The following is a 15,050-nucleotide window of genomic DNA, read 5'->3' on the forward strand; positions in this document are numbered from 1 at the left end:
GAGGTAGCAGTTGTTAACACGGGTCAAAGTAAGTGTGGAGTGTTGAATGAAAGCTGATTGAGCGGAGAAAATAAAGCGGGGCGATGCCGCCCCGGCAATCGATTACTGTGGTTCGGCTGGTGTGCCGTCTTGTGTAGCAGTGCTGCTGGCTTGAGAATTGCCACTGCTGGTACGCGTATAGAGAATTTTCTGCGTATCATTAGCACAGTGGCCAACGACTTGTGCGTCAGGTTGGTCGGCCTGGTCGTTCGGAACAATCGTCAAACTGAATCCAGATTCCGCAACACCATTGCCAATGATTTTTTGCTGAATGTCTGCCTTAACTTTGTCACATGACGTCTGCGCAGCCAGCACGGGAACAGTCGCTGCCAACAGGCTCACACCCAGCCAGATTGAACGTTGCATGGTCTCTTCCTTATGTTGAGGATGATGTATACCCGTCATCCTTCAAGCTGCAGGGGTGTTGGCTGCACTCACTTACCCTAATCACTTACTTAAGTAAGCTCTTCGGGATAAGCTCCCTGGCCGCCTGGCTGCAACTCGAATGCTAACGGGTATATAAGAATAGTCGCTGTAGTGTAAAGTGTTGTATTTGCTTATATCATGTATATAACAATTCCAGTCGGAGACCGGACTTACGTGAAGAAAATCATTATCCTCAGTGTGCTGGCAGTGTCTATTGCCGGCTGTGATAATCAGAATATTACGCTGACCTACACGCCAGAAATGGCCAGTTTTTCGAACGAATTTGATTTTGATCCATTGCGCGGGCCGGTTAAAGATTTCACCCAGACATTGATCAACGACAAGGGCGAGGTCATCAAACGCGTGGTTGGGCTGGTGTCGGAAGAAGGCTGTTTTAACGAGCTTGAATTCCATGATCTGGAAAACAACACCGGCGCCACTCTGGTGCTAAATGCCAATTATTATGTTGATGCAATAAGCCATGAAAGACGGGTCAAACTTCAGGGGAAATGCCAATTGGCGGAATTACCCCAGGCGGCACTCACTTATGAAACCGACGATAATGGCTTTGTCGTTGCCGCGCATGGTGAAAAGACATCGATAGTTTATCGTTATGATGCTGATGGCTATCCGTTAGGTAAAATAACTAAATCGCAGGACGACACACTCACCATCACCGCGAAAACCGGCAGTGACATCAAGAAAAAGCTCGATTACACCGCAGAAAGCATACTGAACGGTAAATCTATCGGCTTAGCCAAACAATCCTGTGATTACGACGGCCATTTCAACCCACTGGAGTGCGTGCTGAACATCACCAATGAAAGTGCAAAACCGCCTAAAGTTGAAACCTACACCATCAAAAACAACATCAATTATTATTGATAGCGAACAAAGGACGCCGGATGAAATGGTTGCAACGCCTGAAAATTGATACTTTTTTGCTGATCATGATCGCTGTGGTGATCCTGGCTTCACTATTTCCCTGCGAAGGCGCGGTAAAAACGGCATTTGAATACCTGACCACTGCGGCGATTGCGTTGTTGTTTTTCATGCATGGGGCAAAGCTTTCCCGTGAGGCGATAGTGGCAGGAATGGGGCACTGGAAACTACATCTTGTGGTATTCCTCAGCACCTTTGCTCTTTTCCCGTTATTGGGGCTGGCGATGGGCTTTCTTTCACCAGCCATCCTTAACCAACCCTTGTACATGGGCTTCCTGTACCTTTGCGCGCTGCCCGCAACTGTACAATCGGCTATCGCCTTCACCTCGGTTGCTGGTGGAAACGTTGCCGCCGCGGTGTGTAGTGCTTCGGCATCAAGCATATTGGGGATTTTCCTGTCACCGGTGTTAGTCGGGGCATTAATGAACACCCAGGAAGGCACCACCGACACACTGCACGCGATTGGCAAGATCATCCTGCAATTGATGGTGCCGTTCGTGGTGGGGCATTTGTCGCGCCCGCTGATTGGCCGTTGGGTAGATAAACATAAGAAACTGATTAGCATGACCGACAGATCATCCATTTTGCTGGTGGTGTACGTGGCATTCAGCGAAGCGGTGGTGGAAGGCATTTGGCATCAGGTTAATGGGGTGGCGTTGTTAGCTGTTCTGGGCTGCTCAATTGTGCTGCTGGCAATTGTGCTGGTGATTAACACCTGTGTGGCACGGTTGATGGGGTTCAACACTGCAGATGAAATTACCATTGTGTTCTGCGGCTCCAAGAAAAGCCTGGCAAACGGTGTGCCGATGGCGAACGTGCTGTTCCCGGCCAGTGCCGTGGGCATGATGGTCCTGCCGCTAATGATATTCCATCAGGTGCAATTGATGGTCTGTGCGGTGCTGGCGCAGCGTTATGCACGAAGAACGGCGAAGGAAAAAAGAGCGCTTGAGTCAGTTTCCTGACCCAAGCGTTTGACGAAGGGATTGGCTGATTAAGCGGCGCGAACTTTAGCGATCAGCGCCTGCTTTTCTGCTTCACTCAGGAAGGCAATTTTCAAACCATTCTCTTGCGCGGTGCGGATATGCGCAGCACTCAGACCCGCTTGCGGGGCGGCTACTGTATATTCATGAATAATATCGATACCCTGGACTGCGGGATCATCGGTATTAATGGTCGCCAGCACGCCTTTATCCAGGAAGGTGATTAACGGGTGCTTATCCAGCGAGGCGATAGTGCTGGTCTGGATATTGGACGTCAGGCACGATTCAATCCCGATACCGTGTTCCGCCAGGAAATCCATCAGCGCCGGATCTTCAACGGCTTTGACCCCGTGACCGATACGTTCAGCACCCAGTTCACGAATCGCCTGCCAGATACTTTCCGGGCCAGCCGCTTCACCAGCGTGAACGGTGATATGCCAGCCGGCATCACGCGCACGGTTGAAGTGATTCAGGAATAAGCTACCAGGGAAACCGAGTTCATCACCGGCAAGGTCAAGCGCGGTAATGTGGTCGCGATGAGTCAGCAGTGCATCCAACTCCGCTTCGCAAGCGGCTTCACCAAACGTACGGCTCATGATGCCAATCAAACGGGCTTCAACACCAAAATCGCGGCAGCCCTGACGGACACCTTCAATCACCGCTTCTACTACACCGGCGACTGGCAAATTATGCGTCATCGCCATGTAACCTGGTGAAAAGCGCAGCTCGACATAATGCAGGCCATTGCGCGCGGCATCTTCAATATTTTCCCATGCCACACGGCGGCAGGCATCAAGAGAGGCCAGGACTTTCACGCCCCAGTCGAGTTTTTGCAGGAAGCTGACCAAATCAGGCGCGGTTTCCACAACCTGTACATGCGGGCGAAGTGCTTCAAGAGAATCAGCCGGAAGCGGTAAATTAAACTGGCGGCCTAGATCGAGGATAGTTTGCGCACGAATATTACCATCGAGGTGGCGGTGCAAATCGGTTAACGGCAGGGTGGTATCAATCATGGTCGCACTCTTTTATTGATTAAAGTGCGATAGATTATAAATGCTACGCACTAATGATGTAAAAGCGTCATATTAAACTTATTAAACAATAAGTTAACTGCCAGATATTTTCAGCACATCTACTATATGGGACATTTCTGTGCCATTAGTTGAAAAAATCGAGTCAATTTTCTTCGAGTGTTCTGATAAGTGGTTGGGTGCCAGGTGTGCATACCTGCGCACCATTTCGATTGATTCCCAACCGCCCATTTCCTGCAAGACAGAAACCGGCACTCCGGCCTGAACCAACCAGCTGGCCCACGTGTGTCTCAGGTCGTGAAATCTGAAATCCTCAATACCCGAGTTTTTTAACGCGAGCTTCCATCTCGCACTAAAGCTTCCACTCATCTTGCGTACGGCTGGCATCTTCCTTCCTTGTGGGCTGGTGCATTCTTGCTGATGCACAAACACCCATCTATGATGGTTGCCGATTTGCCGTTTCAGCACGGCGCATGCAGTATCATTCAGCGCAACGCCAATAGCGCGGTTTGATTTGCTTTGCTCCGGGTGAATCCATGCAACCTTTCTTTGCATGTCGATCTGCTGCCATTCCAGGTTAAGAATATTTGAGCGCCGAAGTCCAGTGGAGAGGGCAAATTCAACAACGGACTTTAGTGGCTCGACACACGCATCAATCAGCCTAAGAGCCTCATGAGGCTCAAGCCATCGTATCCTTCTGTTCTTCGGAGTCTGCACCTTTATTACCGGCGCTCTCTCCAGAACCTTCCAGTCTCGCTCGGCAGCCCTTAGCAGTGATTTAATAAATGCCAGGGTTGCCGTCTTCGTCCCTTGCGCCGCTTCCTTTGGCTTCAATGCCGGTATTTCCTTACCTTTTCGCTTTGCAGCATCAACACTCATCTGCCACTTAATCTCGACAGATCGGTTTATCATCCCCTTAACGGCTGAATAAATCTTATCCTCGGTGATTTCGCTCAGGTTCATTCCGGCGAAATACTGCAGCCAGAACTTGATGCGACTCTTGTCAGCGTTGAGGGATTTCTTGTGTGCCTTCTCCTCAATCCATCGGACGCAAGCCGCCTCAAAGGAAATGTCAGCGACCTCACCAAGACGAGACACTCTCCACGCCTCGGCTTTTAATCTGTCGTGGAGTTCGCTTGCCTGACGCTTGTCCGTTGTCCCAAGAGACTGTCTAATACGGCTACCATCCGGCGCTGTGTAACTGGCGTACCAGACTTCGCCCCTGCGGAAGATTGACATGATTTCTTTTCTCCATGTTCATCAGCCGCGCTCACGGCGACAGTTTGGATCGGATTGTTCAGAGCGGCAAGGCATGCCGTCCTGGTGAAAAGGTAAGGGGAGTTCTTTCTGGTTGGGTTCTTTCTGGTATACGCGATGCGGCCAGCTTTGCACCACTGAGAAAGTGCATCCTCATCAATGCCGATGAAAGCCGCAGCTTCTCGCCTTGTCAGGCTGATTCTTTCCATTGGTTTCCTCCAAGCGTAAAAAAACCGCACGCGGCGGCAGGTTATATATGGTCTTTAATCGGTGAAATTACAGTTAATGGCTCACACATAATCCATGCTTGATGCAATGGTTCACATGCGAGCTTATTGGTGAGTGGTTTGGTTGTTATGGTTCATTTGTGACACTTTTCAGCATCACGGCGCGGCAAGCGCTTTCTTCTGCATCCAGCTCGGCAATAATTTCATCGTCCATTTTGCTAAGCGCCTTGCGAACATCCTCCGGCACCGTCACATCCTGGAGTGGCGGGGTTGAGAATAACTTGAATCCGTCAGTAAAATTATTCCAGTCCGCATGCGAATGTAGGCAGACAACTCGCGCATCAGGATGGCTACCAGTGTCGTCATATTCTCCCAAGCAAACCTCACCAATAGGCTCCTTACTCGCCTTCCGGTAAGTAAGCAACTCACGCGCCATAGCTGCGGCATCTCCACATTGAACGTGGTCGGTGTCCGTTATTACAGTCAGCTCTCCATCACTCAGCGTGCTCTGCTCTAATCCCATGCGATTGGTAGTCATTCGGCGCGCTCCCATTCAGTCATTTGATTAAGGCTGCGTTTTGCTGCTCTATTTTGAGAAGCGCTAGGATTTCGTGTGTTTGCCCATGTGGTTACATAGAGTAAACCCTTGCGTATTTGCATTATTTTTCTATTGCTTATTCTTATCTGCCCACCAAACGGGGCGGAAGATACCAGCACGCGGCGAATAGCTCTGTTGCTTGTGCGATTAGCCATGTCACTCACCACCTTCAGCAATGCCGCCAACAGTCATCAGCCAGTTTCGAATTACCTGCCATTCGTCGTTGCGATATGCGCTGTGGACGTAAATAAATGGCTTATTGAGGTTGTGCCCATTCTGCTGCAAATAGTCTTTGCAGCCATCTTCGGTAAAGCAGGCAGTAACAAACTGATCGATAGATTTCATGGCGTATCGATCATAGCCTCTGGTATCTCTTCCACCCTGGTATAGCGCCTCAAGTCTTCCAGCCTTGCACTCGTCAACTTCATGGCACTCAAACACCCAGGCTATGCGGTCACAGTCGTGTTCTTCACTGCCAACAATTTCTTGTTTATCGAACACGACGAACACAGGATGACCGGTGGTGCGGTTGCTTTGGGTTCTCAGGCTTTCACCAATGCGAGCAAATTCATCAGGAACCTCAGCACACTTCCGCTTCATCTCTGCCAGTTCATTAGATAGCTGCATCATGCCGTTGGGTGCGGAGTCGAGTTCTGCTTTGTATGCAGCGAGTTCCAAAGGGTGTTCTTTGTCCCATTGCTGCATGTATTCTTCGATTTCCCAAGCCGCTTCACCGCACTGAGCAAGACCATCTATCACCGCATTGCGCTTTTTTGAATGCTCGCACTGTTGCCATTTCTCCAGTTCCGCTATGCGCTTCTCTGCATCTACGCACTTGTCCCGCCAGCGGTTGCAGGCCATAAATGCCAACTTCCTCTGTGATTCAAGTTCTTCAATTCGTGCAGACTGCTCTTTGCTCTCCTGCTGCGCCTGCTCCAAAGCCGCTATCAGTGCAAGGACGTTTTCAGGTGATGATAATCGGAAAAACACCTCGTCAGCATCACCGTTATCACCAATGAAGCCGTACTCCATGTTTTTGTGGTCAGTGCGCAGAACCAGGGTTTTATCTAGACCAAGGCATTCATATTTAATGCTTCCACTACCATCTATTCTGTCACCAATCCTTCCGGGAGTGGCTTTCTCCGCTGCCGCCTTCATGTCCGCAATCAGTGCTTCTATTCCCTTATCCATTGCTGGCCCCCTTGCAGATGCTTCCACTTTCACATCCATTCCTCAAACTTTCCAATATGTCGTGAACGCTACTCCACGTCTGACCAATGAAGTCATAAAGTGAGTCATCTCCAACAAGCTCAGCCATCTCGATAAGTGTTTTTCGACATGACTCAAGGTTTTTTGCCCACTCCTCGCGCTTCTCCACATCACTGTTAGTTGCTTCGTATGCTGGGTTACTCATTGCCAGTCTCCTTGCGAAGTTGCGAGGCGAATTCACGGACGCTTGTTTCGCTAGCCATGACATTCAATCCTGAAAGGTGGTCAGCAAGCCTATCCACGCCCTGCGCCTGAATGTTTGCAATGGCGGCATCGGTGGCGAAGGTTGTATTAATGGCGTTCGACAGCTCATGAATGGTCTGCTCATCGACAATGTCACCATCTGGTAACTGAGTTTTGTTATAGCGACGATAAACATGACACGCCTCATCAATCAAGGCTTTACCAGTTTTCTTCAGCTCATCGCAATCAACCACTAACGCATCGTTAAGCACCTCCAGCGCATCACGCTCTTTCAGTAGCGCGGCGTAGTCTTCGTAGCTGACGTACGACCCGTCATCTACCTGAGTCATTTCTTCTTCGCCAGCATATGCGCAGCCAGCGTTGTAACGTTTAACTGTCATCTCTCATCCCTCAATGCTGAGCAAATTGCTCGCGTTCGTGTTTATTCGCATATCGCCATGTGAAGCCGCGATGTGACTTAGCGCGACCACTAATGGCTTCGTTAATGCCTGATCGATGAAAGCCAGGCGCGTAATAGGCTGACCGGAAATAAACGGTCTTCCCGGTTTCTTTGTTGGTGCCGATAACCGCCATTGGTTGTCTTGGCATCAGTGCTCCTTCAGGGTGCCATTGGCTATGCCCATCCAGTAAATAAGGTGAGTGCGGGTATAAAGTGGCGCTACTTTTCTGGCGTATTCGCCGAGGATGCGGAGATATATTGCTGACCGTTCATGTGCATTCCTTGCGCCTTCTTTCTGCCATGCTGATTCAATATCTCCCCAGCATTTACGCGCAGTGGCTCGTATTGCATTGCTCTCTGTTGCGTTCATGAGAGCTACTCACATAAGCCATATCCACCACTCAGGATCTTCGTTTTTGTTTCTGCTACAAGTCTGATGAAGTCAGCGCGACGACTGCGCAAAAGGTCAATTTCATCAATCACTTCATCTCGGTTTAACCGGTAGGCGATGAGCTGCCTTTCGGCAGGGAAGTCTGAGCAATAGCTAACAAAGTCCACCCATTCACGCCCTGAACAATCCAGGTGGCCGATAAGCTGCCATTTGTATGATGGGTCATAACTACCGCGATTTAGCGTTGCGAAGTGAGTTGCTGCTATTACAGACTTAATCTCAACAACCCCTTGTGCACCAATCAGGCCATCAGGACTGTCACCGTAGGTTGTATGGTCGAAGAACCCACCGTTATCCACATCGACAAAGTTCATCTCCTCGTAAAGCATCCGTGCTATCGGTTCCTGCTCGTGTCCGCGCTCCATGTGGTCGTTAGAGAAGCCGAACTCAGATTTACATCCCTTAATCTGCTCAAGTGCCAGTTGTAGGGCATAACGCTTTGCTGGGTCGCCAAATGCTTTGCCAGCATTCGCCATAATGACCCCGAAGTTTGAGGCGGTTACTTTCCCCAGGCGAAGCGCGTCCCACTCTTCACCGTTCTGCTCTACGTCGTGCCATATCATGATTGGCACTCCTTGATTAATTGCTGGCGGTGCTCCTCGGTGATATCCATCCTGGACATAACCGCCTCAAGGGTGCCATCACGCAGATATGCTGCCTTGGCGTTGTTCCATGCCTGAGTTTTATCAGGTGTCAGCGATGGCTTGGTGACGCGTGCCGGACTGATGCGCAACCCTTCCACTGACTCACGGCCAAACCTGACGTTCTTATCAACAAATACCGTCACTTTCACGCCCACCCAATCTTCCAGGAATGGCGATCCGGTAATGCCCTTGAGCATTTTGCTGTTGGTAGCATTGAGGATCATCGGCTTAAGCTTCTCGCCTGGTCGAAGCTCTTCCTCTTCGAAATAAGCGGTGTTGAAAACATCCTTTGTCTTCTTGGTGCGGTCAGTTTCGAGAGTAGCGCGGGAGATCGTGAGAACGGTTGGTTCGATGATATCGGCGCTGCTCAGGTAGGGGGAGTCGAACGCTTTGCGATAATGGGTTTTTAGTGGCTGATTTGAGTTGCTCACTGGAGGCTCCTGTTAATTTTCGCCTGATTAGTTGCGATTGTTTCCGCTGCATATCGCAGGAATTCCGCTGCTTTTTCCTGAAAATCGACATCATTCATAAATGCCTGTGAAACAGCCTTTTTGTCAGCGCTCAGGGCAGAGGAGAGCATTGCTTCAAGCTTGCTGAGTGGCAGCTCGTTATCGAACTGATCGGCGAGTTCTGCCTCTTCTTCCTCATCAAGCACCTTGAGCGCCTCAGCGTCTTCACGGCGATACTCTTCACGGTCATAAGCGCGATAAGCGTTCATGCTTCCTCCTTCTGCGGATCCGGTGCTTTGCCACCCAGCATTTCTTTCATTGCAGCCAGAAATTCATCTTCCGGTATCTGCATTGGTATTGGCTGACTCACAACATCACCTCGGGCTGATTTCGATGGTCCAGGACGATTTCAACCAGCAGGTCTTTCACTTGCTTTGCCTCCGATGGGCGATGGATGTGAAGTTTGCCGTTTTTGTTTACTGCCGCTCGCCACGGTTTGCCCTGGTGCATGATCAACATTCCGGGTGTTACGCACTGGCGGATTACTGTTTGTGTGTTGTACATAGCATCTCCAGGTGCTTACGGGCTGCTTTAATGATTTGCTTGAAGCGGCGGGATAGTTCGGATTCTGGCGGGTAATAAGCGGACATGATGCCGCCACCCGCGATGACGTACATCATGGGTTAACTCCTGTTAGGTTTGTGTTCATTCATCAGCGGATAGCGCTCAGGAATAAATACAGGGCGAAAAAAAGCCGCTGTTACGCGGCTGGGATTTCGATGATTTCCTTATCTCCGTTGCACCAACCTTCCTCGTAGTCGGTTTCACCTTTGCTAATGCAAATGGCTAAGTGCTCAACGTCGCTCCAGTTCATGTTGTTTGCTGCCCAATCTTCAATTTCGAAGTCGTCACATTCGAACAGCGGCACTGTGTCGTTGTTAAGGCTGTCTTCAATGGTCTTGCCGTCATTCTTGGCGTAGTAGACGGCGCGATTCATAGCGATAACGTGAACTGGAATAGCCCACTTACTGCCATCAGGCATTTCAATTTGAAGGTGCTTAGCCATGGTTACTCCTCACCGCCAATTTCCTCGTAAATCTCTTGGGCGTTGTCACCATTTTGTTCGCAAAAACTTTCCCACTTGCTCCAGTTTTCAGAAAGGAACTCAGCAACGCGTGATAATTCATATTCCATACTTTTCTCCAGTTAAAAAAATGCCGCCACAATGGACGGCAATCGGGACAATGAGGGTTCAGTATCTGTTCTCAGGGAAAGCTGAAAGCAGATACGGAAGCTGGTTAACGGATATCGATGTCAGGAATAATCACTGATGGTTTGAATGTGACGCGGTAGTGGTTGACACTCGCATTCGTGCCGCTCAGGTCTTCCATGAACCAGGTGACGTTATCAGACAGGCCGAGCATGTGCTTCTTGAAGGTGTTAGGTCCGGTCTTACAGATAACGCCAAGCGTATTTCCAGTGCTGGAATTATCCTTTGAGCAAAGCCCGGTAATTTCCAGCATGAACTCACCAGTTACGCCGTTATAGAAGACAAAGCGGCGCTGAGCTTCAAAGTTATCAGCAGCCTTGCTTACGTTGCGGCTGGCTACATCTGCGTCGTTAACATCACAACCTGCAAGCAATAGCAGGGCTAAAACTGGAATCAGTTTTTTCATGAAGTCTCTTTATTTAATTGGCAATTACAGGAGTGGTAAAAGCCACCTAAGTGGCTATTTCACACGCTTAATCAGTGGCAGGGCCAGGGTAACTACCCCGGCAACCAGCACGCCATCAGCTAACATCGACATAATCTTTCCGGTGAAATCGACTGCTATCACCAGGAACAGAAGGATGCCGATAAGAACCCAGCGTATTTTGTCCATTAGATGTATTGATCCAGTGACAATTGCAGAGCCTGGGCAATCTTCTTCAGCTGCTTCTCTTCTTCTTCGCCGATGCCATCGTTATCAGCGATGTCCAGACAGAGACACAGCACGCTCACGGCGTCTTGGGTACCAGCAACATCAGCCAGTTCAATCAATGCCTGAGCGTTAGCACTGCGCGGCGATGCTTCATAACGAGCGCGGATATTGCTGCTCATCTGCGCCACTTCCCCGGCGAACGGTGCGAAAGCTGGCAGGGCGCTAATAGTCTTTTCCAGAACTGAGATTTCTTTGGCGTCGCAGGTTCCATCTGCATAAGCGATGGCGTAAGCGCCCCACACAGTGGCTTCTACTGCGTCGCGGTTCTCCATCTTCTTCACTTCAACAACGGCTTTGCGGGTCTTTTTCTTTAAAAACCCAAACATGTGAAACTCCTTACTTTGGGTAATAAAAAACCGCCTCGGTGGGCGGCCTGGTTGAATTCGATTTGCTTAACGAGCTGTAATGTTCTCTGACTTACGATGCCCAGCGCTAAAGATCGCCACCTGTGGCAAACAAGCACCGCCTGACTCTTCTTTAGGCTCACGCCAGTTTGGAGCGCGAAGAGCTTGCTCAACTCGCTCAGAAATAGTGTCTACTTTTTCCAGGCTGCAAGATTCAGCCCGGCGCTTTGCCATCAACTCTCCGCGCTTTAAGTAGCGACGAGTAACGCTATTCTTTGCAACTAAAGTGATCATGTTCACCTCCGGTTATTAGCTTTGGTGGTGTGGTGTGCGCATTCCTGCGGCTACACGAATCGAACGTGTCACACGGTCAGCCTTTCGAGCCTGCCGTCACCCATATGCCGTAGTAGTCATTTCTGACTCACCACACCCCAAAGCCAATTACTCTTTGGTCTCCCACAAGGGCGGGAGAAATAAACCATCAATGTTAAAGAGCGAAATTCTTTTTACTTCGTCAGCGTGTTGCTGATGGAACTAAGATTACAAGAAACCTTGTATATCTGTAAACAATAAATCTTGTTTATTTTCATGTGAAATAATTATTTTCTTGTTGTTTAAGGGTTTTTATTTTTGTAAATGCCATCTCAGCGGCTATGTGGTAGGTTGTTATGGTCGAAATTTAATCGATGGAATGTCATGGATCTGGATGAAGAGCGCATAAACATGATGGTTAGTGCTATGGGCAGAGCAGTAATGGAATTGTCGTTAGCTAATCAGCCGGTAACTCAGCGGGCTATCATCGAAAAGCTGGAGCAGAGCCGTAAGGAAACAGGGAACGTAATAGGAAAGGGGGTTAACAGGGATGCGGCAGAGATAGTTCGGAAAGGGAGTGCGGCGATTAAGTAGTGGGCAATAAAAACCCGGCTCGGTGGCCGGGGTTAGATTAATCTTTCTGATTTTGAGAGGGAAGCTCAGGTGAGATGGGAGTATGCTTAAACCATTTACTTAAATAATTCATTAGCTTGGCATTCATGTTCATTTCACTACGAATAATTTCATCATATCTTGCCCGGGCTAATTTACGACTATCTTCCGAGGCATAAGTATCATCAATAGTAATTCTGAGCGTCTTCTTCTCTGGTTTAGCACAAAAAACGGAGAAAATGATTTGCGATACCGACATCGCGCCAACGTCTCTAATCACTCTTATGCAAAAGAGTACGCAAATTGACAGAAATGGAATGCTGCGGTATGCCCAATTTCTCAAATCCCCTTCAGGGAAAATTGCTGGGATGCTGTCGTTAGCGTAACCACAAATAACACTAGCAATTATAAACGGAAGTGTGCTTTTCCCTGCATTCTTTATTGACCCACTATTCATGGCGAGAACATCTCTCTTCTATCTTTTTCGAAGTAGCGAGCGTTGCCTCTAGATAACTGGCCCCATCTTTTATCTTTACCGCAGTGGCAACGCCACTTTTTTCATAACCACTTGAAAAAATTATAGAATCAGGTAATGAATATCTGGAAAGAGCAAATGCATAAGCGATCTTCACGAGCCAGTATACTACCGGTAAAAGAGAGATATAGAGCGGGACGTAGTACATGAATCTACCCCCTATAAACCAGATAATTAAACCTAAACATGCCACCAACATAGCAGCTAGAAGCAGCAATGTATTATAACCCGCAACAGTTGTTGATTTTCGTGATGAATTTATGAACGATACATCAAAAGGGATAAAGATGGAATCACCAAAATGATTTTCAACTGGTGGCGCAACAATCTCTTTATTCACGGAACAAGCTGTCAATTCAATTGAAAATGAGTCCATGCACATTATTGCCATAATTATACACCCTTAATCACAGCTGATACTTTATTTGCTGCGAATGTAACAATGTATCCGCATTCTTTGCATATGATCGGATATGCCCACATACCTCTCCCTGGGCTAAAAGGTATTGGCAGAGTCACAATGGCTAAATGCTCAGGACTATCTTCCCGAGATGGAAGCCCCCACACTGAGGATTGGCATAGTGGGCAAACAAGATCTCCATGCTTTTTTTCATATTTAGTGAAAAATTCAACAAAATCCTCCCTGGTCACCGACATTGACCTGGTGCTGTTTATATCGTCTACATCCTTGTCTTTATCACTTTCTTGATGTGGCATTTTTAACCCTTTGTTATCTTGATACCTTGAAGAAGGCTTTGCGCTTTATTAAACCAGTCGCAATTTAGTCTCAACGGCTACGCCAATGGTCTTACAGTTCCCGTTAACTGGAACCAAAGGCCACGCCGGGTTCAAACCTTTCAAATACATCTGTCCGCCATTCTTTACGGGATATGGCGATTAAGAGACTGATTTTACATTTACTCGAAGATATCCTCAGGCCACTGCTACGGGATGTGTTCCCACTTAATATCCACGACAACTCCGATTATCTTGCAGTTGCCATTGATGATAGTTGGAGGGTGATGTGGATTTAGAGCCTTAAGGTACGTGCGCCCTGCGTCAACCATGTATTGCTTGAATGTTGCCTCATTCTCACTCTCTAGCTTGGCGACAACTAATTTCCCGCTGACAGGCTCTTTTTCAGGATCTACAAGAATTATCATCCCTTCAGGAACTGTAAATCCTACAGGCGATGTCATTGAATCACCTTTCACTCTAAGCCAAAAAGCCCCATCACTTGCGTTAACTGTAGTCTCAGGCCAGACGTCAATATCCTCTTTCCTGTAAGGCTCGATAGCCTCAAGCCAGCCCCCTGCGTTTACCCAGCTTATTAGTGGGTAGTGGCCCTTGCTTTCCCGCGCGCCAATATAGGAAATGTTACTTGAGCCGTCACCATCCTTTAGGTATTCAGGACTGACATTTAAAGCCTTGGCTAACTCCAAAATATTTCGTGGTGACTTAGTTTTCCCTGTTTCAACATTAACGATTGATTGCTGTGTCGTTCCTGATCTAGCCGCTAACTCATCCTGAGATAAGCCAAGCTCTAGCCTTTTCAGTTTTACTCTTTCGCCAATATTCATAAATCACCTCATTAAACACCCTCCAATGTTCACAAGAAAAGCTGTAATTGACAAACAAGGTTTCTTGTCTGTAAAATACAAGATAGTTTGTCAAGGAGGCAATATGGAAACCATTTCAGAACGCCTCAAACAAAAGCGTTCAGAGCTAAATCTGACTCAAGCGGAACTGGCACAAAAAGCCGGAATTAAGCAGCAGTCTATTCAGCAGATTGAATCAGGTGCAACTAAACGACCGCGCTTCCTGTTTGAGATCGCAATCGCCCTAAAGTGTGACCCTTCTTGGTTGCTCTACGGGAAGTTAGGAAACAAAGCAGCATAAGCACCACCGCTCTTTAAAACGCTGAACTCGTCCCCGCCATTGTGGGGAAACCCAAAGTGACATGCTCACCGCTTTGTCACGTAACTACTTATTCAACAAAGGAAGTATCACAAATGGATATTACAACCACCCGCAATAAAGCCCGCGCAATTGAAAGCAAGTTATTGAGCAAGATAGCTATTCGTGGCGCAGGAAACATCGCTGAATCAATCGGCGTTGATAAGTCGCAAATCACCCGCTGGAAAGAGTCGTTACTGCCTCGCATGTCGATGCTGTTGGCTGCTCTGGAATGGGGGGTTGAAGACGATGAGTTGGCGGATCTGGCTAAGAAGGTTGCCCGAATGCTGACAAAAGAAAAAGCCCCGAACTGCGTCAACAGTTTCGAGGCCTAGTGCAATTCAATGCCCATC

29 protein-coding genes are annotated in these 15,050 nt (G+C 48.4%); 6 read left to right on the forward strand and 23 right to left on the reverse strand.

Features of this window, described 5'->3' with window-relative positions:
• Positions 1-102: 102 nt before the first annotated feature.
• Positions 103-405: a DUF1161 domain-containing protein gene (locus tag D8682_RS01180; protein WP_121813250.1), complete on the reverse strand. Its 303-nt coding sequence runs from the start codon at positions 403-405 to the stop codon at positions 103-105.
• Positions 406-639: 234 nt separating this feature from the next.
• On the opposite strand from D8682_RS01180, the gene D8682_RS01185 reads away from it, so the two are divergent.
• Entirely contained in the window at positions 640-1,350 is a 711-nt protein-coding gene (locus D8682_RS01185) for a YnfC family lipoprotein (RefSeq protein ID WP_237931875.1), read from the forward strand.
• 20 nt (positions 1,351-1,370) lie between these two features.
• Entirely contained in the window at positions 1,371-2,369 is a 999-nt protein-coding gene (locus D8682_RS01190; RefSeq protein ID WP_064547240.1) for a bile acid:sodium symporter family protein, read from the forward strand.
• Between the two features lie 29 nt (positions 2,370-2,398).
• Here the strand turns inward: D8682_RS01190 and add are convergent, their stop codons facing one another.
• Positions 2,399-3,400: an adenosine deaminase gene (gene add / locus D8682_RS01195; RefSeq protein WP_121813251.1), complete on the reverse strand. Its 1,002-nt coding sequence runs from the start codon at positions 3,398-3,400 to the stop codon at positions 2,399-2,401.
• Positions 3,401-3,493: 93 nt separating this feature from the next.
• Entirely contained in the window at positions 3,494-4,657 is a 1,164-nt protein-coding gene (locus D8682_RS01200) for a site-specific integrase (protein ID WP_121813252.1), read from the reverse strand.
• 14 nt (positions 4,658-4,671) lie between these two features.
• Here D8682_RS01200 and D8682_RS26610 point away from each other — a divergent pair, with 14 nt between their 5' ends.
• Complete coding sequence (locus tag D8682_RS26610; protein WP_162302967.1) at positions 4,672-4,986, forward strand: hypothetical protein; 315 nt, start codon at positions 4,672-4,674, stop codon at positions 4,984-4,986.
• A 43-nt stretch (positions 4,987-5,029) separates the two neighbouring features.
• Here D8682_RS26610 and D8682_RS01210 read toward each other — a convergent pair whose 3' ends face one another.
• The 16 genes from D8682_RS01210 to D8682_RS01290 all read right to left on the reverse strand — a co-directional run bounded on the left by D8682_RS01210 (position 5,030) and on the right by D8682_RS01290 (position 11,576).
• On the reverse strand, positions 5,030-5,440 hold the full coding sequence (locus D8682_RS01210) for a hypothetical protein (protein ID WP_121813253.1): 411 nt from the start codon (positions 5,438-5,440) through the stop codon (positions 5,030-5,032).
• Positions 5,441-5,656: 216 nt separating this feature from the next.
• A complete protein-coding gene (locus D8682_RS01220) occupies positions 5,657-6,691 on the reverse strand; it encodes a hypothetical protein (RefSeq protein ID WP_121813255.1) in 1,035 nt (344 codons plus the stop codon).
• Entirely contained in the window at positions 6,684-6,914 is a 231-nt protein-coding gene (locus D8682_RS01225) for a hypothetical protein (RefSeq protein WP_121813256.1), read from the reverse strand. The genes D8682_RS01220 and D8682_RS01225 overlap by 8 nt, the downstream gene beginning before the upstream one ends.
• Complete coding sequence (locus tag D8682_RS01230; RefSeq protein WP_121813257.1) at positions 6,907-7,353, reverse strand: hypothetical protein; 447 nt, start codon at positions 7,351-7,353, stop codon at positions 6,907-6,909. The genes D8682_RS01225 and D8682_RS01230 overlap by 8 nt, the downstream gene beginning before the upstream one ends.
• A gap of 10 nt (positions 7,354-7,363) precedes the next feature.
• Positions 7,364-7,561, reverse strand: coding sequence for a hypothetical protein (locus D8682_RS01235; protein WP_121813258.1), 198 nt, complete (start codon positions 7,559-7,561; stop codon positions 7,364-7,366).
• Positions 7,562-7,787: 226 nt separating this feature from the next.
• On the reverse strand, positions 7,788-8,426 hold the full coding sequence (locus D8682_RS01245; RefSeq protein WP_121813260.1) for a lambda exonuclease family protein: 639 nt from the start codon (positions 8,424-8,426) through the stop codon (positions 7,788-7,790).
• Entirely contained in the window at positions 8,423-8,938 is a 516-nt protein-coding gene (locus D8682_RS01250) for a hypothetical protein (protein WP_121813261.1), read from the reverse strand. Before D8682_RS01250 ends, D8682_RS01245 begins: the two co-directional genes overlap by 4 nt.
• Positions 8,935-9,225 (reverse strand): host-nuclease inhibitor Gam family protein, encoded by a 291-nt coding sequence (locus tag D8682_RS01255; protein ID WP_121813262.1) that lies wholly within the window; start codon positions 9,223-9,225, stop codon positions 8,935-8,937. Before D8682_RS01255 ends, D8682_RS01250 begins: the two co-directional genes overlap by 4 nt.
• A gap of 97 nt (positions 9,226-9,322) precedes the next feature.
• Positions 9,323-9,520, reverse strand: a complete 198-nt coding sequence (locus D8682_RS01260) for a hypothetical protein (RefSeq protein ID WP_121813263.1) — start codon at positions 9,518-9,520, stop codon at positions 9,323-9,325.
• On the reverse strand, positions 9,499-9,636 hold the full coding sequence (locus tag D8682_RS01265) for a hypothetical protein (RefSeq protein WP_121813264.1): 138 nt from the start codon (positions 9,634-9,636) through the stop codon (positions 9,499-9,501). The genes D8682_RS01260 and D8682_RS01265 overlap by 22 nt, the downstream gene beginning before the upstream one ends.
• A gap of 80 nt (positions 9,637-9,716) precedes the next feature.
• Positions 9,717-10,022, reverse strand: a complete 306-nt coding sequence (locus D8682_RS01270; RefSeq protein WP_238392800.1) for a hypothetical protein — start codon at positions 10,020-10,022, stop codon at positions 9,717-9,719.
• 2 nt (positions 10,023-10,024) lie between these two features.
• On the reverse strand, positions 10,025-10,150 hold the full coding sequence (locus D8682_RS27310) for a hypothetical protein (protein ID WP_255424157.1): 126 nt from the start codon (positions 10,148-10,150) through the stop codon (positions 10,025-10,027).
• A gap of 104 nt (positions 10,151-10,254) precedes the next feature.
• Positions 10,255-10,632 carry a hypothetical protein gene (locus D8682_RS01275; RefSeq protein ID WP_121813265.1) on the reverse strand — a complete coding sequence of 126 codons (378 nt, stop codon included), beginning with the start codon at positions 10,630-10,632 and terminating at the stop codon, positions 10,255-10,257.
• 54 nt (positions 10,633-10,686) lie between these two features.
• Positions 10,687-10,839, reverse strand: a complete 153-nt coding sequence (locus D8682_RS01280) for a DUF3927 family protein (protein ID WP_121813266.1) — start codon at positions 10,837-10,839, stop codon at positions 10,687-10,689.
• Positions 10,839-11,264, reverse strand: coding sequence for a tellurite resistance TerB family protein (locus D8682_RS01285; protein WP_121813267.1), 426 nt, complete (start codon positions 11,262-11,264; stop codon positions 10,839-10,841). Before D8682_RS01285 ends, D8682_RS01280 begins: the two co-directional genes overlap by 1 nt.
• 66 nt (positions 11,265-11,330) lie before the next feature.
• Positions 11,331-11,576, reverse strand: a complete 246-nt coding sequence (locus D8682_RS01290) for a hypothetical protein (RefSeq protein WP_121813268.1) — start codon at positions 11,574-11,576, stop codon at positions 11,331-11,333.
• Between the two features lie 402 nt (positions 11,577-11,978).
• Here D8682_RS01290 and D8682_RS01295 point away from each other — a divergent pair, with 402 nt between their 5' ends.
• On the forward strand, positions 11,979-12,188 hold the full coding sequence (locus D8682_RS01295) for a hypothetical protein (protein WP_121813269.1): 210 nt from the start codon (positions 11,979-11,981) through the stop codon (positions 12,186-12,188).
• A gap of 37 nt (positions 12,189-12,225) precedes the next feature.
• Here the strand turns inward: D8682_RS01295 and D8682_RS01300 are convergent, their stop codons facing one another.
• From D8682_RS01300 to D8682_RS01315, 4 genes are all read right to left on the reverse strand, one after another.
• On the reverse strand, positions 12,226-12,663 hold the full coding sequence (locus D8682_RS01300) for a hypothetical protein (RefSeq protein ID WP_121813270.1): 438 nt from the start codon (positions 12,661-12,663) through the stop codon (positions 12,226-12,228).
• Entirely contained in the window at positions 12,656-13,132 is a 477-nt protein-coding gene (locus tag D8682_RS01305) for a hypothetical protein (RefSeq protein ID WP_121813271.1), read from the reverse strand. The genes D8682_RS01300 and D8682_RS01305 overlap by 8 nt, the downstream gene beginning before the upstream one ends.
• A gap of 2 nt (positions 13,133-13,134) precedes the next feature.
• A complete protein-coding gene (locus D8682_RS01310; RefSeq protein ID WP_121813272.1) occupies positions 13,135-13,458 on the reverse strand; it encodes a hypothetical protein in 324 nt (107 codons plus the stop codon).
• Between the two features lie 227 nt (positions 13,459-13,685).
• Positions 13,686-14,321, reverse strand: coding sequence for a LexA family transcriptional regulator (locus D8682_RS01315; protein ID WP_121813273.1), 636 nt, complete (start codon positions 14,319-14,321; stop codon positions 13,686-13,688).
• A gap of 103 nt (positions 14,322-14,424) precedes the next feature.
• Here D8682_RS01315 and D8682_RS01320 point away from each other — a divergent pair, with 103 nt between their 5' ends.
• Both D8682_RS01320 and D8682_RS01325 read left to right on the forward strand, forming a co-directional pair.
• On the forward strand, positions 14,425-14,640 hold the full coding sequence (locus D8682_RS01320) for a helix-turn-helix domain-containing protein (protein ID WP_121813274.1): 216 nt from the start codon (positions 14,425-14,427) through the stop codon (positions 14,638-14,640).
• Between the two features lie 113 nt (positions 14,641-14,753).
• Positions 14,754-15,032, forward strand: a complete 279-nt coding sequence (locus tag D8682_RS01325; protein ID WP_121813275.1) for a CII family transcriptional regulator — start codon at positions 14,754-14,756, stop codon at positions 15,030-15,032.
• Positions 15,033-15,050: the final 18 nt, after the last annotated feature.

It is taken from the genome of Buttiauxella sp. 3AFRM03 (assembly GCF_003675305.1).
Taxonomy (GTDB): domain Bacteria; phylum Pseudomonadota; class Gammaproteobacteria; order Enterobacterales; family Enterobacteriaceae; genus Buttiauxella; species Buttiauxella ferragutiae.

Coding starts and splice junctions, on each gene's coding strand:
- D8682_RS01180 (WP_121813250.1), bottom strand. CDS start 405: ATGCAACGTTCAATCTGGCTGGGTGTGAGCCTGTTGGCAGCGACTGTT.
- D8682_RS01190 (WP_064547240.1), top strand. CDS start 1,371: ATGAAATGGTTGCAACGCCTGAAAATTGATACTTTTTTGCTGATCATG.
- add (WP_121813251.1), bottom strand. CDS start 3,400: ATGATTGATACCACCCTGCCGTTAACCGATTTGCACCGCCACCTCGAT.
- D8682_RS01200 (WP_121813252.1), bottom strand. CDS start 4,657: ATGTCAATCTTCCGCAGGGGCGAAGTCTGGTACGCCAGTTACACAGCG.
- D8682_RS26610 (WP_162302967.1), top strand. CDS start 4,672: ATGTTCATCAGCCGCGCTCACGGCGACAGTTTGGATCGGATTGTTCAG.
- D8682_RS01210 (WP_121813253.1), bottom strand. CDS start 5,440: ATGACTACCAATCGCATGGGATTAGAGCAGAGCACGCTGAGTGATGGA.
- D8682_RS01220 (WP_121813255.1), bottom strand. CDS start 6,691: ATGGATAAGGGAATAGAAGCACTGATTGCGGACATGAAGGCGGCAGCG.
- D8682_RS01225 (WP_121813256.1), bottom strand. CDS start 6,914: ATGAGTAACCCAGCATACGAAGCAACTAACAGTGATGTGGAGAAGCGC.
- D8682_RS01230 (WP_121813257.1), bottom strand. CDS start 7,353: ATGACAGTTAAACGTTACAACGCTGGCTGCGCATATGCTGGCGAAGAA.
- D8682_RS01235 (WP_121813258.1), bottom strand. CDS start 7,561: ATGCCAAGACAACCAATGGCGGTTATCGGCACCAACAAAGAAACCGGG.
- D8682_RS01245 (WP_121813260.1), bottom strand. CDS start 8,426: ATGATATGGCACGACGTAGAGCAGAACGGTGAAGAGTGGGACGCGCTT.
- D8682_RS01255 (WP_121813262.1), bottom strand. CDS start 9,225: ATGAACGCTTATCGCGCTTATGACCGTGAAGAGTATCGCCGTGAAGAC.
- D8682_RS01260 (WP_121813263.1), bottom strand. CDS start 9,520: ATGTACAACACACAAACAGTAATCCGCCAGTGCGTAACACCCGGAATG.
- D8682_RS01265 (WP_121813264.1), bottom strand. CDS start 9,636: ATGATGTACGTCATCGCGGGTGGCGGCATCATGTCCGCTTATTACCCG.
- D8682_RS01270 (WP_238392800.1), bottom strand. CDS start 10,022: ATGGCTAAGCACCTTCAAATTGAAATGCCTGATGGCAGTAAGTGGGCT.
- D8682_RS27310 (WP_255424157.1), bottom strand. CDS start 10,150: ATGGAATATGAATTATCACGCGTTGCTGAGTTCCTTTCTGAAAACTGG.
- D8682_RS01275 (WP_121813265.1), bottom strand. CDS start 10,632: ATGAAAAAACTGATTCCAGTTTTAGCCCTGCTATTGCTTGCAGGTTGT.
- D8682_RS01280 (WP_121813266.1), bottom strand. CDS start 10,839: ATGGACAAAATACGCTGGGTTCTTATCGGCATCCTTCTGTTCCTGGTG.
- D8682_RS01285 (WP_121813267.1), bottom strand. CDS start 11,264: ATGTTTGGGTTTTTAAAGAAAAAGACCCGCAAAGCCGTTGTTGAAGTG.
- D8682_RS01290 (WP_121813268.1), bottom strand. CDS start 11,576: ATGATCACTTTAGTTGCAAAGAATAGCGTTACTCGTCGCTACTTAAAG.
- D8682_RS01295 (WP_121813269.1), top strand. CDS start 11,979: ATGGATCTGGATGAAGAGCGCATAAACATGATGGTTAGTGCTATGGGC.
- D8682_RS01300 (WP_121813270.1), bottom strand. CDS start 12,663: ATGAATAGTGGGTCAATAAAGAATGCAGGGAAAAGCACACTTCCGTTT.
- D8682_RS01305 (WP_121813271.1), bottom strand. CDS start 13,132: ATGGCAATAATGTGCATGGACTCATTTTCAATTGAATTGACAGCTTGT.
- D8682_RS01310 (WP_121813272.1), bottom strand. CDS start 13,458: ATGCCACATCAAGAAAGTGATAAAGACAAGGATGTAGACGATATAAAC.
- D8682_RS01315 (WP_121813273.1), bottom strand. CDS start 14,321: ATGAATATTGGCGAAAGAGTAAAACTGAAAAGGCTAGAGCTTGGCTTA.
- D8682_RS01320 (WP_121813274.1), top strand. CDS start 14,425: ATGGAAACCATTTCAGAACGCCTCAAACAAAAGCGTTCAGAGCTAAAT.
- D8682_RS01325 (WP_121813275.1), top strand. CDS start 14,754: ATGGATATTACAACCACCCGCAATAAAGCCCGCGCAATTGAAAGCAAG.